General features: G+C 63.4%; 15 protein-coding genes. 5 read left to right on the top strand and 10 right to left on the bottom strand.

Annotated features, from left to right (window positions below; all coding sequences use genetic code 11):
* Window positions 1-2: 2 nt before the first annotated feature.
* Genes HBA99_RS20580 through HBA99_RS20600 form a run of 5 tightly spaced genes read left to right on the top strand, consistent with a single transcriptional unit; the run spans window position 3 to window position 4,970 of the window.
* On the top strand, window positions 3-1,250 hold the full coding sequence (locus HBA99_RS20580) for an MlaD family protein (protein WP_070932770.1): 1,248 nt from the start codon (window positions 3-5) through the stop codon (window positions 1,248-1,250).
* On the top strand, window positions 1,247-2,281 hold the full coding sequence (locus HBA99_RS20585; protein ID WP_030096454.1) for an MlaD family protein: 1,035 nt from the start codon (window positions 1,247-1,249) through the stop codon (window positions 2,279-2,281). The genes HBA99_RS20580 and HBA99_RS20585 overlap by 4 nt, the downstream gene beginning before the upstream one ends.
* Window positions 2,278-3,354, top strand: coding sequence for an MlaD family protein (locus tag HBA99_RS20590; protein WP_070950622.1), 1,077 nt, complete (start codon window positions 2,278-2,280; stop codon window positions 3,352-3,354). The genes HBA99_RS20585 and HBA99_RS20590 overlap by 4 nt, the downstream gene beginning before the upstream one ends.
* Window positions 3,351-4,157 (top strand): hypothetical protein, encoded by an 807-nt coding sequence (locus tag HBA99_RS20595; protein ID WP_070950621.1) that lies wholly within the window; start codon window positions 3,351-3,353, stop codon window positions 4,155-4,157. The genes HBA99_RS20590 and HBA99_RS20595 overlap by 4 nt, the downstream gene beginning before the upstream one ends.
* A 3-nt stretch (window positions 4,158-4,160) precedes the next feature.
* Window positions 4,161-4,970 carry a hypothetical protein gene (locus HBA99_RS20600; protein ID WP_057967812.1) on the top strand — a complete coding sequence of 270 codons (810 nt, stop codon included), beginning with the start codon at window positions 4,161-4,163 and terminating at the stop codon, window positions 4,968-4,970.
* Window positions 4,971-4,973: 3 nt separating this feature from the next.
* Here the strand turns inward: HBA99_RS20600 and HBA99_RS20605 are convergent, their stop codons facing one another.
* The 10 genes from HBA99_RS20605 to HBA99_RS20650 all read right to left on the bottom strand — a co-directional run bounded on the left by HBA99_RS20605 (window position 4,974) and on the right by HBA99_RS20650 (window position 16,630).
* Window positions 4,974-5,513, bottom strand: coding sequence for an SRPBCC family protein (locus tag HBA99_RS20605; protein ID WP_070950977.1), 540 nt, complete (start codon window positions 5,511-5,513; stop codon window positions 4,974-4,976).
* A gap of 14 nt (window positions 5,514-5,527) precedes the next feature.
* Window positions 5,528-7,099 (bottom strand): flavin-containing monooxygenase, encoded by a 1,572-nt coding sequence (locus tag HBA99_RS20610; protein WP_070932762.1) that lies wholly within the window; start codon window positions 7,097-7,099, stop codon window positions 5,528-5,530.
* 257 nt (window positions 7,100-7,356) lie between these two features.
* Window positions 7,357-8,907, bottom strand: a complete 1,551-nt coding sequence (locus HBA99_RS20615) for a flavin-containing monooxygenase (RefSeq protein WP_070950620.1) — start codon at window positions 8,905-8,907, stop codon at window positions 7,357-7,359.
* Window positions 8,904-9,761, bottom strand: a complete 858-nt coding sequence (locus tag HBA99_RS20620) for an SDR family NAD(P)-dependent oxidoreductase (RefSeq protein WP_070932758.1) — start codon at window positions 9,759-9,761, stop codon at window positions 8,904-8,906. The genes HBA99_RS20615 and HBA99_RS20620 overlap by 4 nt, the downstream gene beginning before the upstream one ends.
* Complete coding sequence (locus tag HBA99_RS20625) at window positions 9,758-10,759, bottom strand: alpha/beta hydrolase (RefSeq protein WP_070950619.1); 1,002 nt, start codon at window positions 10,757-10,759, stop codon at window positions 9,758-9,760. Before HBA99_RS20625 ends, HBA99_RS20620 begins: the two co-directional genes overlap by 4 nt.
* A gap of 101 nt (window positions 10,760-10,860) precedes the next feature.
* The gene (locus tag HBA99_RS20630; protein WP_070915839.1) at window positions 10,861-12,210 is read right to left on the bottom strand and encodes an ABC1 kinase family protein; all 1,350 of its coding nucleotides are present in this window, start codon (window positions 12,208-12,210) and stop codon (window positions 10,861-10,863) included.
* A gap of 72 nt (window positions 12,211-12,282) precedes the next feature.
* A complete protein-coding gene (locus tag HBA99_RS20635; RefSeq protein WP_070952023.1) occupies window positions 12,283-13,563 on the bottom strand; it encodes a TetR/AcrR family transcriptional regulator in 1,281 nt (426 codons plus the stop codon).
* 149 nt (window positions 13,564-13,712) lie between these two features.
* Complete coding sequence (locus HBA99_RS20640; protein ID WP_030096443.1) at window positions 13,713-14,399, bottom strand: response regulator transcription factor; 687 nt, start codon at window positions 14,397-14,399, stop codon at window positions 13,713-13,715.
* Window positions 14,396-15,709, bottom strand: coding sequence for a sensor histidine kinase (locus HBA99_RS20645; protein ID WP_070915571.1), 1,314 nt, complete (start codon window positions 15,707-15,709; stop codon window positions 14,396-14,398). The genes HBA99_RS20640 and HBA99_RS20645 overlap by 4 nt, the downstream gene beginning before the upstream one ends.
* A 150-nt stretch (window positions 15,710-15,859) precedes the next feature.
* Complete coding sequence (locus tag HBA99_RS20650) at window positions 15,860-16,630, bottom strand: phosphoglyceromutase (protein ID WP_030096441.1); 771 nt, start codon at window positions 16,628-16,630, stop codon at window positions 15,860-15,862.
* Window positions 16,631-16,656 lie beyond the last annotated feature (26 nt).

The raw sequence follows: 16,656 nt of genomic DNA on the forward strand, positions 1-16,656 counted from the left end.
TGATGACACAGCCAGCATTTGTTAGCAGCATTCGGACCCGCCTCGCGGGTATGCGTCCCGCCGCCCGCGCGGGTCTGGTGAGCGCCGTCGGCGTGGTACTTGTCGCGGTGGTGGCGATTGCCGGAATCTTCGGCGCGCGCACTGTGTTTCCCGCTGTCAAGAACATGGTGATGCCGTACCTGGGGAACGCTCATATCCCGTTCCTGGACGACACCCGAGCGCTTTGCGCGAATTTCCGCGACGGATCCGGGTTGTACAAGGGCAACAAGGTCCTGCTCCTCGGTGTCGAGATCGGTACCGTGACAGCCGTCACCAACAAGCCCGACCATGTAGAGGTCGACTTCGACATTCCACAAGACATGGAGCTGCCCGCCGATGTGGGCGCTGCCAGCTATTCGCAGTCGGTGATCACCAACCGCAGTATCGAACTCACCCGTTCGTGGAGCGAGGGACCCAAATTCACCGGTGATCAATGCATCTCGACAGAGAACACCAGAACTCCGGTGACCGTTACCGAGTCGTTCTCTGCCATAGGCGAACTCGCCGATACCCTGATGCAAGCGGCTCCTGGCCAGGATCCGGCGAACTCGCCTGGTGTGCAGGCACTCAACAAGACCCTCAAGGGAGCAGCTCGATCGCTCGACGGCGTCGGCCCCGGGTTCAAGGAGATGCTGAACAACCTCACCACGATGGTGGGCGATCCCTACAAGGCCGACGCCGACTACCGGCAGCTATTCGAGAACAGCGCCATCGTCACCTCGAACTGGTTGCAATATTGGAACGAGTTCGCGGGTGTGGTCGCCTCCCTGCCCGATACCGCACGCCTGATCGAGGGCATTTCGGAGAACTTCTCGGTCGGCCTCGACTACCTCACGACGCTCCTTCCGACGCTGAACGGCATGGTGCAGCGCGCCGCCGGCCGGCTCTACAAGAACGTCTTCGACAAGCTGGTGCCCTGGATACGCGACATCCTCAACGCCTACACCCCGCACATCCTCACCTTCTTCAACACGTTGCCACCGGTGATCAACTGGCTGGCCGATGACATCTATCTGCCGAACACGAAGACCCACGGTGTCACCTATGTTCCTCCACGCGTGGCCATCTCGCCGGAACAGGCCAGTGCCATCTGCCAGAACCTGCGTGACCGCAACACCCCCGGCTCCCAGGCCGCATGTGCACCGGGCACCGCCTCGGACCCCGTGACCCTCGGTTTGACGAATCTGATCATGGGAGCGGCACTGTCATGATTCGACGTGTACTGATCGTCCTGTTCGCCGCCGCATTCACGGTGGTCCCGGCGTGCTCTACGGAGGCACTGGATCCCACCAAGATGCCGATGCCCGGCGCGTACATACCGAAGAACACGTACCGCCTCAAGATCGAATTCTCCAGTGTGCTCAATCTGCCCGGACGGGCGAAGGTCGACTCGGGTGGCGTCCAGGTGGGCCTGTTAGATCGGGTGGAGCTCAAAGGCACAACCCCCGTCGTCTACGTAGATATCGACGGCGGTGCGAAGTTCCCGCGGAACGTCAAGGCCGAACTCCGGCAGGCCACCGTGCTCGGCGACATCTACATCGCCATGATCTCGCCCACCGATCCGGCTCCGACACATCTTCAGGATGGCGACACCATCGCCCTGGCCAACACGGTGCCGGCGGCCAACGTCGAAGATCTCATGCGGTCCATGTCAAACCTCATCGGCGGGGGCAGCCTCAACACGATGCAGACCACCGTGGCGAACATGAACAGCTCCTTCCCTCCGCCCGAGGAGCTTGACCGCATCCACCGCGCGCTGGCCGGAATCATCAATGACCTGTCCAACAATCAGGACACCCTCAACAAGATCCTGACGAATATGCAAGCCGTCAGCGAGTCCTTCCGAGCCAATAAGGGAACGTACCGACGGCTTCTGACCGAGGGACCCACCAAACTGCCGTCACTGGCCAAAGTGGTTCTGAGTCTTAGTGATCTGATCATCAACGGTGCCGAGTTCGGACGGCAGATCGCCCAGATCCTGGACTACCCGAACCTCATGCAGATCCTGTCCTATCTCACGCCATTCATCCACAGCGCCTCGACCGCCGACACCACCATCCCGGTGCTCGGCGACAAGATGGTCCGAACCATCCGCGACAGGATCATCCCGTTCTTCAAGGATGGCGGCCCCAAGTACACCGTGACCGACATCCAAACTCCCGATGGCACATTGGGAGTCAGCCCCGGGGAACGCGCCGACTCGGTTATCCGGAACATGCAGACGATGGGGCTGGTGCGATGAGGCTCAATGTCCTACTCACTCTCGCGGTGCTCTCGATCATTTCTCTGGTGGGCGCCGTCTACATGGCCTTCGGTGTCCTGGACATCGCCTCCACCAACAAGACCAATCACATGACGCTCATGCTGGAAAGCTCCGGCGGGCTGATGTCCACCTCGCAGGTCACCCTCCGGGGTATCAAAGTCGGCCGGGTCACCAACATTCAGGCCACCCCGTCGGGGTTGGCGATCTCGATGGCCCTCGACAGCGGCTACCCCATTCCCGTCGACAGCCAGGTGAGCGTCCAGAATCTCTCGGCCGCGGGAGAGCAGTACGTGGAGTTCAAACCCGCGCGCATCGAGCCCCCCTACTACAGCGACGGCGCCGTGATCCCGGCGTCGAAGGCAGCGCCGGTCTACACCGTGAGTGATCTCCTGCAAAAGGGCAACGCACTAATGCAGGCCATGAACGCCGACGACCTGGAAATCACGCTCAACAACGTGGCGGCCGGATTCGTGGACAACACCAAGACCATCGATCAGTTGGCCACCACGGCACGGCTGTTCGCGCAAATGGTGAAGGACGACAAGCACTATCTGGCCGAGGTCATTGGCAACACATCGACCCTGACCAACGGGCTCGGTGAGATCCGGGCTGGCGATATCTTGAAGCAGTCCGCCAAGACCATTCCGGGTAGCCTCGACGGCCTGGCGTCCCTGGTGAAAGTGATCGAAAAGCTGGAACCGCTCGTCGAAGCAGGCCTGGGCGATGGGAAGCCCCTGACGGATCTGGTCGAAAAGCTCTTCGACTACATCAACGCACTGTCCGAACCCATGTCGGAATTCGCGACAGTCCTCGAACCCATCGTCGCGCCGCTGCGCGATGTCAAGCTGGACGCCGGGCACTGGCTGGACTTCTGGGATTCCACCTTCAACAACCAAGGCGGACTGCGCATCCATCTCGGGGTACCCGAATGGCCACAGCCCGACACACCGCAGCCAGGATCAGCTCAGCCAACTCGGCAGGCTGCCACACCACCCGCCCCCAAACCCACATCGGCACCACAAACGGCAACAGCAGGAAGGCCCGGATCATGACCGACATCGACGATCGCACACTCACCCTCGATGACGCAGATCCCGATGAGCTCGCGAAATCGGAGACCAAGTCCACCACCGATTCCGCCGAGACCGAATCTGACGCGGAACCGAAAGCCAAGCGGGTGAAGCGGGCCAAGGCTGTTGAACAAGAAGCAGATCCAGCCGAAAGTGATAGCGCTCCCAATATCTGGAAGTGGATCACCTTCGGTCTGCTCGCATTGGGAATCGTGGGAGCGGTCCTCGGCAGCTGGCAGTATCAGAAGTTGTCCGATGCCCTCGCCGCCACACGCGCCGGCGATACCGAACGCACCGCGGCCACCGACGCGGCGTCGGCGTACGCGATGAAGTCGCTCACCTATAGCTTCGAAGACCCGGACGGCTTCTTCAAGAACGTCAAAGAGAACGCGGCAGAACCGCTGAAGAACAAGTACAGCGATGCCGAGAAGCTGCTCAAGGCCATCATGCTGCAGGCCCAGGTGACGTCGAAGGGCGAGATCATCGCCGCGGATGCCGTTGCCCAGCAGAACGGCATCTACCAGGTGGTGGTCACCACCCGACAGACCACCCGGAACGTCCAGAACCCGGAACCGCGGGCTACCACACTGGTTCTGCAGATCACGGTCAAGAAGGATGGCGACAACTGGCAGGTGACCGATATCGGCCCCAAGAATGCCAACTCGACCGGCACCATCATGCACCCCGGCGACCAGAAGCTGCTTCCCGACGAGACGGCACCCGCACCCGGTAAGGCACCCGCGCCGGCCCTCCCGCCGCTGCCCACGCTCCCCGGTCAGAAGTAGGCAATGTCCCGGCGCATAGGTGGTCTGGGAGCGGGTATCGCCGCTGCCGCCCTGATGGTTTCGGCGCAGACGGTCCATCCCGTGGCCGTGGCACGGGCTGCTCTGCCGCCGTGCCCGAGCAGAGCCACCACGATCGTCCCGGACAGCCCCAAGGCACATACAGACTGCCGGCTGTCTGCGGCCGACGGCACCGGGATCACCTTCGATGTGGAGTATTGGCGTCCGCACCCCGACAACAGGGATGCACCGGACTACCCGCCGCTGTCGGCCCGGGTAACCATCAAGGACGCCGCCGGCAACAGGCTGCAAGAAGTGAACGAGCTCTTGGAGCCGTCAAGCCCCTCACCGGCCGGTCTGCAGGACATCGACGGAGACGGCCGCGACGAGATGATCATTCCGATCTCTACCCGGGTCATGAATGGTGCTGTCAACACCCGGTTTTCCGTCTGGCGAGCCGAGAAGAACACCACCCACTTCGAGCGCGTCCAGATGTTCGGACAGGCCGTCTATCCCAGTGGCGACGGGTACATCGTGGTCAACAGCGGTGCGTTCTCTAGCCGCGATCTGGATTTCTACCTGCCCACCGCCGCCGGCTACACCCACATCATCACGTTGACGATGACTGCCGAAGAGGTCGACCTGAACACCCGCAAGGTGCTCACCGCAAGCTGCATGGTGCACAAGCAGTCCGGCCTGGGTGCCATCGACATGGACTGGCAGGATTCGCCGGTGTTCTGTGATTCTCCTGCGGCCAAGTCGATTTGGCCGGATGCCGAGCGCGTCGAAACCAACAGAAGAGTGCAGGGCCGCTAAGCCTTACACCACATCCCGGGATATGTCCGTGTCTTCCAGGAGTGCGATGAGCGACCGCATACCCGGACGGAAACCCCACGCGAAGACCACCCGCAGAAGGGGTTGGAGCCAGCGCAAGGGCAACCCGGAAACGAAACGCGGGGTTATCGCCACCGTCCAATCGACGGTGCAGCCGCCCGGAGTGCTAGTCAGCACGTAGTCCTCGGCCCACAGCTGCAACAGGGGCCAGGTTCCTGCCACCGCTGAGTAGGTGAGCCGATGCGGCGCCTCGTACCGCCAGAATCTCTCTCGCTGGATCCACAGGAACCGCCACGGTGCCGACACGGTGCCCATCTCTCGCTCCATGCCCACTCGCCGGCACGGTTCGTCATAGCGCACACCGCACCCGAAGGGCAGCCATGACCAGGCATGGTCACTGTCCAGCGCCGCCCACACCTGACCACGTGGCACATCGAAGGTGTGTGAGGTGCGCAGCACGATGGCTGCCGATTCGAACGCGGAATCGTCCGCCGACATCGGGATCCGATACTTGGGGGCGAGCATCGGCCACCCCATGCTCAGACCACCACCTGTGAATCATTGAGGACCGCAATGGAATCGACACGTTGACTCTGTTGCGCATACTCGTAGTCATCCGCCGGGAACTTCTTCGCCGCCCGGCGGGCCTGCAGGGTCGTGGTCGGCCGCAACAACGGTACATCATCGTCGGCGTTCTTCCAGTACGACCGCACACCTCGATTGAGTTCCGTGAAGTAGTACTTCAGGTTCCGCCCGTTGCGCAGCATGAGTTGGTGGAAACGGTCCAGTGCCTCCTGGCGCACTTCCATACGGCTGGCGCCACGTTCTCCCGCCAGGGAGATGGCCCGGACGATGTGCGTGACGGCGGTATCCGCCAGCCCGTGCCATCCGCCGTTGCCGGTCCAGGAGTAGGGCCCGACGATGATCCAGCGGTTGGGGAAGCCGGTGATCGAGACACTCTCGTACGCCTGCATACCGCGACTATTGAAGAAGTCCCCCAGATCACGGCCACCGGCGCCGGTCACACGTCCTCGCTTGTAGGAGGCGGGTTCGGAGAACAGATCGAAACCTGTTGCGGTGATCAAGAAATCGGCCTCATACACCGTCCCGTCCACGGTCTTGACTCCCTCGGGAACGACCTCGGCGATGGGCGTGGTGACCAGTGAGCAGTGCGGCTTGTTGAAGACCCGCGGAAAGGCGGAGTTGAGAGTCGGCCGGTTCCCCAGCGGCCCGAAGTACGGGAGAAGATCCCGCGCGACCTTCCTGTCCTTCACCACCGCACGCAGGTACGCGCCGTACAGTGCACGCCCGGCGGCATCGAACAACCGCATCAACGGCCGCATCACCGCGCCCGGGGTGTGAATCAGGAACCACAGACCCAGGCTCCCACCGAGCAGGGCCCCCCACTCGATCACGGAGAACAATCCGGGGATACGAAGCGCCCATTGGGCAATCACCGGGATCCGGAAGTCGGGTTTGGGGATGCAGTAGACGGGTGTCCGCTGGAAAACCACGAGCGACTCGGTCTCGTCGGCGATGGCACCGCACAATTGGACGCCGGTCGCCCCGGTGCCTATCACCGCCACGCGTTTGCCCCGCACGTCGTGCTCCGGCAGCCACTGCACGGGCGTCACCCGGGTACCGGTGAAGTTCTCGAGCCCCTTGATGCCGGGCTGCTTCGGATCGAAGAAGGGACCGATCGCCGAGATCACGAACCGTGCGGTGATCAGCGAGCCGTCAGCCAGATTCAGCCGCCACCAGTGGTTCTCCTCATCCCACTCCTCGTTGCGAACGTCGACGCCGAAACGGAAGTGCGGCCGCAGATTGAACCGTTCGGCGACCTGCTGGTGGTAGGCCTGCACTTCGGAGCCGGGCGCAAAAACGCGAGACCACTTAGGGTTTCGGAAAAACGGGAACTGGTAGATCACCGACGGGATGTCGACGGCGATCCCCGGATACACATTGTCGCGCCAGGTCCCGCCCAGATCCGCGGCCCGGTCGAGGATCACGAAGTCCTCGATACCCGCCTGCTGCAAGCGCACCCCGGCACACAGGCCTCCGATACCCGCACCGATCACGACGACGTGATGATCGGGAACTGATGTGGTCATGAGGACTCCTCACTCGATGTCCGATACGGACTACTCACTGACAATTCCGGTGTTGAAAGCGACGGGCTTCCGGCCAGGATGACGGGCCCGCCGCATGGCCCGGGTCGGACTGGTCTAATCGCGCCAGTCCGGCCCGGACCCCCTCCGACGCCGTCACGGCGTGACGTTGGTTCCCCGTCAACGGGCCGCCCTATTGGACACCGCAGCGTTACCCGTCGAAAGCGGTATGGACACAGGTCTCCTTCTCGAAGGCTTGGCTAGTTCACCTGCACGGTAGGGGTTTCGGCCACAGGGGCGCGATCACCCGCCACCGGCAATCGGTCGAAGCGAAAATCATCGAGCGGAAAGCGTTTACTCGCACGCGTCGACTGGTACGCCGTGGTGGGGCGCAGGAACGAGAAGTCGCCATGTCGGTCGATGTAATAGGAGTTGGCGTTGACACATGCACGCCCGTGCATGAGCGTCGATTCCGCCTTGGGCGCAATGAAATCGAAGAAACGGTTGTTCGCGTCTTCGGTTACCGCGAAGGCGGTGGCGCCACGCTTGCGTGCCTCGGTGATGACCCGCACGGCGATGCGCGTCGCGTTTTCCACCATCACGTGCCAGGAGCTGCCGCTCCACGCGAACGGCCCGAAAACCATGAAGGTGTTGGGCAGTTGGGGCATTGTGACACCCTCATACGCCCTGGCACGATTGTTCTCGTAGTAGTCGGCCAGGTCGAAGCCATTGCGCCCCTTGACGGGGCGGGCACGATAGACCTCGGGGCTCTGCGACATCTCGAACCCGGTGGCCAGAACCAGGACGTCGATATCGCGGTGCGCACCGTCCGCCGTGACGATTCCCGTCGGGGTGATCTTGGCGATCGGATCGGTCACCAGGTCGACATGGGGCTGGGTGAAAGTCCGGTAGTAGATGTTCGAGACACTCGGGCGCTTGCACCCGAATCCATACTGAGGTGTCAGCTTCTTGCGCAACTCGCGATCGCGGACCTGGCTGAACAGAAATGCCCGGCAGGCCCAGTTCGGAATGAGGGTTATCGGCGCAATCTGCTTGCCGTAAACCGTGATCGCCACCAGGCCGACCTCCACCGCGGCGGCGGCGATCCCCCGGATCAGGGATTGCAGGCCCGGGACGTACTTCAACGCCCACCGCGCGATACGCGGTATCGGGAAGTCGGGCTTGGCGAATACCCAGATCGCCCGGCGCTGGTAGACGTCCACGTGGGAGGCCACCCGCGCCATCTGCGGAATGAGCTGAACCGAGGTTGCTCCGGTGCCGATCACCGCCACCCGCTTACCCTGCAGATCGAAGTCATGGTCCCAGTTCTGTGTCTGGATCACCTTGCCCGCAAAGGAATCCAGACCCGGGATATCCGGCACCTTCGGCTCCACAAATGCGCCGACCGCGGTGATGACGAACCTGGACGTGATGACCCGGCCGTCGGCAAGGGTGAGGTGCCACAGGTGGTTGTCCTCGTCCCATACCCGTTTCATGACCTCGTGGCCCAACCGCAGGTGGTCGTTGAGGCGGTACTGGTCGACCAGGCTTGCGATGTATTGCTGCACTTCCCGGCCTTTGGGAAAAGTGCGGGACCAGTTGGGGTTTTTTGCGAAGGAGAACTGGTACACGATTCCCGGGACATCTACTGCCACATCAGGATAGTGATTGTTGTACCAGGTGCCACCGATGCCCGCGGACCGCTCCAGGATGACGAAATCGGTCAGGCCGGCACGCTTCAATCCGATGGCGGCGCCGAGCCCGCCGATCCCAGCGCCGATGATCACGGTCTCGTGCTCGGGGGTACTCATATCGTCGCCTCGACCTGCCGGTCGATCCGGCCGTCATACTCGCTGCGGGCGCTCCGGTCTACGGGTCCGACCGTCCTGTCCGCATTCACGACCCGCCGGCCCAGCAGCCACAGCCACTCGGGAATCAGATGCTGTAACCGCAGCGCGAGGACCGTACCTCGCGGGGAACCGACCACTGCCGGCCGATTGCGCACGGTCCCGACCGCATCGCGTGCCACCCAGGTGGGAGGAATTATGCCCAGTTTCTCCCACCACTTGAACGGAATACCATCGACGAGCTGGGTGCGGACGGCCGCCGGCATGACTGTCGAGATGGTCACGCCGGTACCGACCAGCTCCTCGCGGGCGCTGCGCGCGAACCCGGTGGCGGCATGCTTCGAGGCGACGTAACTGGCCAGGCCCGGTGAGTGAATGGCTCCCGCCGCCGATGTCACATTGATGAAATGTCCTCTGCCCCTCGCGATCATCCGCGGGGCGAGCACCTGATAGGAGATGTAGTGGCTCCAGAAGTTGACGCGCATCGTCGCCTCGGCCACTCCCCGGGACTCTTCCAGCAGCGGCCCCACTGGCATGATGCCCGCGTTGTTCACCACGATGTCGATGGGCCCGACGGTGTCCTCGACCTCGGCGACTACACGTCGATAGTCATCGGACTCGCCTACGTCCAGCGCGAAACCTCTTGCATCCGAACCAATCTCCCGCGCCGCCAGAACAGCGGCCTCACCGTCGAGATCCGCGATGACCACCCGAGCGCCCTCACGCGCCAGCCGCTGTGCGATAGACAGCCCGATACCGCGCGCGCCGCCGGTGACCAACGCGACGGCGCCGTCGATCTGAATCTCGGTGAATTTCATGCGGCGGGCCGTCCAACATGAGCTCTGACGAATGCCGAGATCTCCCCCACGGCCGCCCGCGCATCGGGGAGCACATCCGCGGCGATCTGGAAATCGTGCACTTGATTCCTCCATATCTGCAGTTCGACAGGCACTCCGGCCTCGGCGAGCCGAGCAGCCGCGAATTCGGCGTCAGGGCGCAGGATCTCGTCACTGCCCACCTGAAGAAGTGTTGGCGGTAGGCAAGCCAGCGTGGCCGTGGCGCCCTCGACGAAACTGTCGAGGACCCTGAGCCCGGCGGTAGCCGTCTCCCCCGACATCATGAGGCGCTCCATGGCTATCAACGCCGCCCGCGGGAACAACGGGTCGTTGGATTGCGCGGCCAGCACCAGCTTGCCTGCCGGGTCACGTTGCACCAGAGGTGAAATGCACACGAGAGCGCCGGGTGATTCCAGTCCGCGACGCTGCGCGATCAGACTGGCGGCCAGAGCAAGGAATCCACCCGCGGAATCGCCGGCGATGACGATCTCCGAAGGCTGGTAGCCCATGTCGATGAGGTACCGGTATCCGTCAAGTGCGTCCTCGACCGCCGAGGAGACCGAGTGCCCGGGCAGCTTTCGGTAGTTGACGGCAAGCGACGTGACGCCCGCGCTCGTGACAATGCGCGACACCAGCCTGCGGTGCGTGTTCAGTCCGCCGACGACAAATGCCCCGCCATGCAGAAAGAGCATGGCGCCGTGTGGCGAACCGCCTCCGGCAGACATGAGCTCGGCTTCGCAGTGCGTGAGTCGCACCCGGACACGACGCACTCCCCGAACGGGCCGCAGCACGATCGCCGCGAGGTCGATGACTCGGTACGGCCACGGCAAATGCGGAAAGCGCGCCCACAGTGCAATCACCGGATACGCGAAGAGGCGGATGGCCAACCGTCCTAATCGCAACAGAACCGTCAGAGAGCCTCGCTCGGAGCGAGTGAGCTCCAGACGCTCCGGATGTAGCGGCACCACGTTGGCCGTCATCGGCGCTCCTCGGTGATCTCGAACACGGGTAGGTGTTTTATAGACTGACATGCCATTCATAAAAATACAAGACGGCATTCCCGCCTACCCCGAGATGACTGTTATCGCTGCTGAGCCCAGCTTTCTATGGCCTGCCCCATGGGGGTGGCTGTGTCGGCCATGCCGAGATACTCGCGCGCAATCGCCGACCAGGGCGCCTCTGCGCCGAGCCTGCCGAGGAGTGCGGCCACACACATTTCGGTGCGCCGCGCCATCGCATGCGTCTCCACTAGACGCTGGTTGCGGATGCCGTCGTAGAACCTGGACGAGGGCAATACGGCATCGGCAACCGAACGCCGCGCGATATCCGGCGTCATCCGCAAGATCCCGTCTCCGAGATGCCAGCTACTGACCGCGCGGATGTACTCGGTGGCGGCGCTTCGCTCCATGGCCTCCGGGTCTGCCAGGAATCCCGCGGCCACCGCAAGCTCGAACGCCTGGTCATCATCCCCGGAGAGCAGCGCCCGAAACACCTTGCGCTGCACCTCGGCGTCCTCGTAATCCATATCCATGCACAATCCGAAGTCCACGAAACCGACCCGCCCATCGGGAAGCAGCATGATGTTGCCGGGATGTGGATCGGCGCAGAAGAATCCGGTTCGGTACATCTCACCGCAGTAGAAGCGATAGATCGCCTCCCCCACCAGGTTCCGCACCGGCTGATCCTGTTCGGCAAGGCCGTCGAAGGCCATACCGTCGAGGTACTCGGTCACCAGGACGTGCTCGGTGCACAACTGCGCGATCGGTTCGGGGATGCGCCATGCCGGATGCCCCTGAAACGCATCGAAAATCCGCTGGTGGTGGGCTAGCTCGGCCCGGTAATCCACTTCCTTGATCATCTGCCGCTGTACCTCCGCGACGATGGCCTGGGTGTTGCTCGCGGGCATCTTCTTCGCCGCCAGCTTGGTGACCAGCTGCAGATTCTTCAGATCCGCGCGGACCTTGGACGCGATATCCGGGTACTGGATCTTGACCGCGACCATCCGTCCGTCGTCAAGTTGGCCGCGGTACACCTGGCCTATCGAGGCCGAGGCGATGGCACCCGAGTCAAGGCTCACGATCCGGGCACGCAGCTCACCCAGCTCACGTTCCAGCGCCCCGTGCATCGTCTCGTCGGGAATCCTTGGGGCATTGTCGAACAGGGGTGCAAGCCGGGCAGTGAACTCGTCTCTGGCCGATGTGGATGTGATACCCACGTCCACCACAGAAAGCAGCTGGCCAAGTTTTTGCGCGGCGCCCTTCATCGAGCCCGCGACGGCCACCAAGTCGTCGGCGAACCGCAGAATATCGGCGTCCCGCCGAGCCGCGACGTCCGCCGAGACCGGTTTCATCGCCGTCGTTATCGCCGAGCGGACGGCATGACCGGCGACAACCTTGCCCAGCGCCGCCGCCCTCTTCGCACGCAGCGGCACGCCAGCTCGAGTTGCGTTGGCCTCGTTGTCAACTGGTTCGCCGATGGGATGCTCCTTCATTGCCGCACCGACCTAGGGCGCTGGATTCAGACCATAAAGCAAAAAGTGCGTGATGGCCCGCGCGTACTCATCAATACGGTCAGTCCGGCCGTCGTCATCGACGACGAGGGTGACGGCGCCGACCAGCAAGGACACAAATGCCTGGCCGAGGAACTCGGTATCGATCGACAGGTTTATCCGGTCGGCACCAATCATCGAATACACGGACTGCTCGCTGCGCACCGAGGCGAAGCGGAAGAACTGAATGATCGACTGCAGTGCCTCCGGATCCACTCCGGCGGCCTCCGTGCAGACAAAGATCAATGCGGGCAGCCTTTCGGCCACCGCCTCCAACGCGTTTGTAAATCCTTGCGCGAGAGCGTTTTCGATGTCCTGACGGGCATCCAGACGCCCAACCGGCCGCGACAGGACGGGCTCCATGGCCGAGAACTCACGAACCATCAGCGCATCGAGCAAATCGCGTTTGTTCTGGTAGTAGTTGTAGAACGTGCCGTGGCTGACCCCGAGTCGCTCGACGATCTCGTTCACCCCGACGGCGTGATATCCATCGGACAGGAAGCAGCCGAGCGCCGCATCCAGGAGTTCATTGCGGCGATCGGACGCGACAGGCACCGGAACATGCACGGAATCAACGGTTTCCGCCGCGCCGCTCCCCGCGCTCGACTCCAGGACGACACCGTCGCGCAAGATGCCGCTTTCGGCGATCTGCGAAGCGGTACTCACGAAACGTTCTCGGGTACCGGGGTTGTCATGCCGGCTTTGTGCGAGCAGAAAACCGGGCAGCACCAGGGCCGGCAAGAGCCGCGCGAGCACGGCGTGGTTCTGTGCGTCCTCGGCCAGCCATCCGGCCCGACGGCCGCCGTCCAGGCCCCGCTGCACGTAGGAGTCGAGCATCGACTGGATACCGAGGACTCGCTGCTTGAGCTCCTTGTCGGCGGCGGCCGACTGGACGGTGAGAAGTTTGAGCAGCGCAGGCTCCTGATCCACCAGCGCGTAGAGGCGGCGGCCGCCCTCCATGATGATGTCGTTTCGTTCTTCGATGCCGCCGGTTCCGCCGACTACCTCGAGAAAGTCGTCGAGCGCCAGGGTGTCGACGAGGCGTTCCACGGCATAGTCGAAGACCAGGTCGAGAACCTCGCGCTTGCTGTCAACGTATCGGTAGACAGTGCCTTGTCCCATGCCGGCACGGCCCGCTATGTCGGACATGCTGGTCTGCTCGTAGCCGTTTTCGGTGAAGGCCGAAAAGGCCGCGTCGACGATCTGCTGACGGCGTTTGTCGGCAAGCCCGGACACCGGGGGGCGTCCTCGGCGAGGCGGATCCTGCGCCACTCGCTGCTCCATCGACGTGTCTGACCGAACCGAAACCGGAGCGTCCCACAATTACGAACGCCTCGATGCCGTCAAAGTCTAAACACGTACGTGATGGCCCCTGCGGTGAGCGGTCAGCCCTCCAGCTTGTAGCCCAGGCCGCGCACCGTCACCAGATGCACCGGATTGGCCGGATCCGACTCGATCTTGGAGCGCAGACGCTTGACGTGTACGTCAAGCGTCTTGGTGTCGCCGACATAGTCGGCACCCCACACGCGGTCGATCAACTGACCGCGGGTAAGCACCCGCCCGCTGTTCCGGATCAGGTATTCGAGCAGGTCGAACTCCTTGAGCGGCAGGGTGATCGCTTCCCCGTTCACCGACACCGTGTGCCGATCGACATCCATGCGGACCGGACCGGCCTCCAAGACGCCATCGCCCGCGGTGGTCTCTTCGGAATCCGATCCGCGGCGCAACACGGCGCGAATGCGGGCGATGAGCTCGCGCGCCGAGTACGGCTTGGTCACGTAGTCGTCGGCCCCGAGCTCCAGCCCGACGACCTTGTCGATCTCGCTGTCGCGTGCGGTCACCATGATCACCGGAACGCTGGACTTGGCGCGCAGCTGCTTGCACACGTCGGTACCGCTCATTCCGGGCAGCATCAGGTCCAGCAGCACGATGTCGGCACCAGCGCGTTCGAATTCGGCGAGCGCCGAGGGCCCGTCGTTGACGATGGTCGCCTCGAAGCCCTCCTTGCGCAGTAGGAAGGCCAGTGGATCGGCCAGCGAGTCTTCGTCCTCAACAATCAAGACACTGGTCATCGACGTACATGTTCCTCTCGTGTAGTCGCTTGACGCTCCTCGCGTAAGCGGCTGGTTGGTGCGTGCGGCGGGGCTTGGTTGGTCGCGTCTTTGCGGGGGGTGGGTTGATCTGCTTGCGGGCCGTCTGCGGATTCTTCGATCACGTCATCCTCTTCCTCATAAACCGGGAGAGACAGCGTGAAGGTCGACCCGGTGCCGGGCTGGCTCCACAGCTTGATGGCGCCGTTGTGATTGGCCGCCACATGCTTGACGATCGCCAGACCCAATCCGGTGCCGCCGGTGTCGCGGGAGCGCGCCTTGTCCACCCGGAAGAACCGTTCGAAGACACGTTCCTGATGTTCCTTGGCGATCCCGATGCCACGGTCGGTGACGGCAATCTCGACCTTGTCGCCCCGGCGCCGGCGGCTGATCGACACCGGCGATCCGTGCGGCGAGTAGGCAATGGCGTTGGCCACCAGATTGCTGATCGCGGTGATGAGCAGCGTGGGGTCACCGCGCACCTCGAAACCACTGGGCGCGTCCGTGGTGACCGCGATATCGGCGTTCTCGGCGGCCACCTTGGACCGGCTCAACGCTTCGGACACCACGAAGTCGACGTCGACGACCTCCAGATCGGGAAGCTTCTCGGCGCCCTGCAGCCGGGAGAGCGCGATGAGTTCGGTGACCATGTTGCCCAGGCGACGGGACTCCGCGAGAACCTGCTCACCGAAATGCTGCACCGTCTCGGGTTCGTCCGAAGATTCCAGTAGTGCCTCGGCGAGCACGCCCATCGCGCCGACAGGCGTCTTGAGCTCATGGCTGACATTGGCCACGAAGTCGCGGCGGGTGGCCTCCATACGGACATGCTCGGAGTCGTCGTCGACATAGATGACGGCCCAGCGCGGATCGGCATCGGAGAGCCTGCGCACGTGCCCGCGCAGCGAGAACCCCGCGCGACCCGGCGCCTTCGGCTTGGTGGTCAGATCCACTTCGACGGCCTCACCGGTGGCCAGCGTCCGTTGGGCGGCGGTCCATGCCTGCTCGTCGAGCTGGCGGTCGCGTACCAGGCCCAGCTCCCGCGCGCGGGCGTTGACCAGGACGACGTCCTGGTGTTTGTCGACGACGACAATTCCGGTCGGTGAGATGGCGACAATGCGCTCGAGCATCTGGGAAACGGTCAAACCGCTCTGGGCTACCTGCGAACCTTTCCGGGCCGCGCGGTGGGTCGAGGAGCGGCGCGAGTACCACGCGCCCAGCACCGCACCCGCAGCAAGCGCCACGAGGGCTGCGATCGTCACGATCACAACCAGAGAGCCCGATGAGGCGGTCACGCGAAAAGCGTACGCATTCGGTGAACGTCACCCCAGCAGCGTGCGGCTAAATGCCGAGCAAGTCACACATTCCCGCACAGGTGTTAGGCGTGAGTTCACCGAATATTCGCCGATTGGCGAAGTTTTGGTGGGTCAGGCTCACCGGGAAGGCTATTTGGCGCCCTGATTGGCTACCGCCGCGGCTCCTGCCGCAGCCGCCTCCGGGTCCAGGTAAACCCCGCCTGCCGTGATCGGTTTGAGGTTCTCGTCAAGGTCATACCGCAACGGAATACCCGTGGGGATGTTCAGTCCCACGATCTCCTCGTCGGAGATCCCGTCGAGGTACTTCACCAGGGCCCGCAGCGAATTACCGTGGGCGGCAACCAGAACCGTCTTACCCGCACGAAGTTCCGGCACAATGGCCTCCTCGTAGTACGGCACGAATCGCGCCACCACATCGGCCAGGCATTCGGTGAGCGGTCCACCGCCGATATCGGCGTAGCGAGGATCCTGATCCTGGCTGTAGTGGCTGCCCCGCTCGATGGGCGGCGGCGGGGTGTCATAGCTGCGGCGCCAGGCCATGAACTGGTCCTCGCCGTACTTGGCCTTGGTTTCGGCCTTGTCCAGACCCTGCAGCGCACCGTAGTGGCGCTCGTTGAGGCGCCAGTCCCGCACCACCGGGATCCAGAGCCGATCAGCGGTGTCGAGGGCCAAATGCGCGGTGTTGATCGCGCGGCGCAGCAGCGAGGTGAACAGAATGTCCGGCAGCAGTCCCTGCTGAGCCAGCAGCTCACCACCGCGCTGGGCCTCTGACCTGCCCTTTTCGGTGAGGTCGACGTCGACCCAGCCGGTGAACAGGTTCTTCGCATTCCACTGGCTCTCACCGTGGCGCAGCAGGATAAGGGTGGCTCCGTGTGCCTGATTGGAGGTCTCGCCGCTCATGAGCGCCAGTCTCTCATGTGGCTGCC

This window comes from Mycobacteroides chelonae (assembly GCF_016767715.1).
Lineage (GTDB): Bacteria > Actinomycetota > Actinomycetes > Mycobacteriales > Mycobacteriaceae > Mycobacterium > Mycobacterium gwanakae.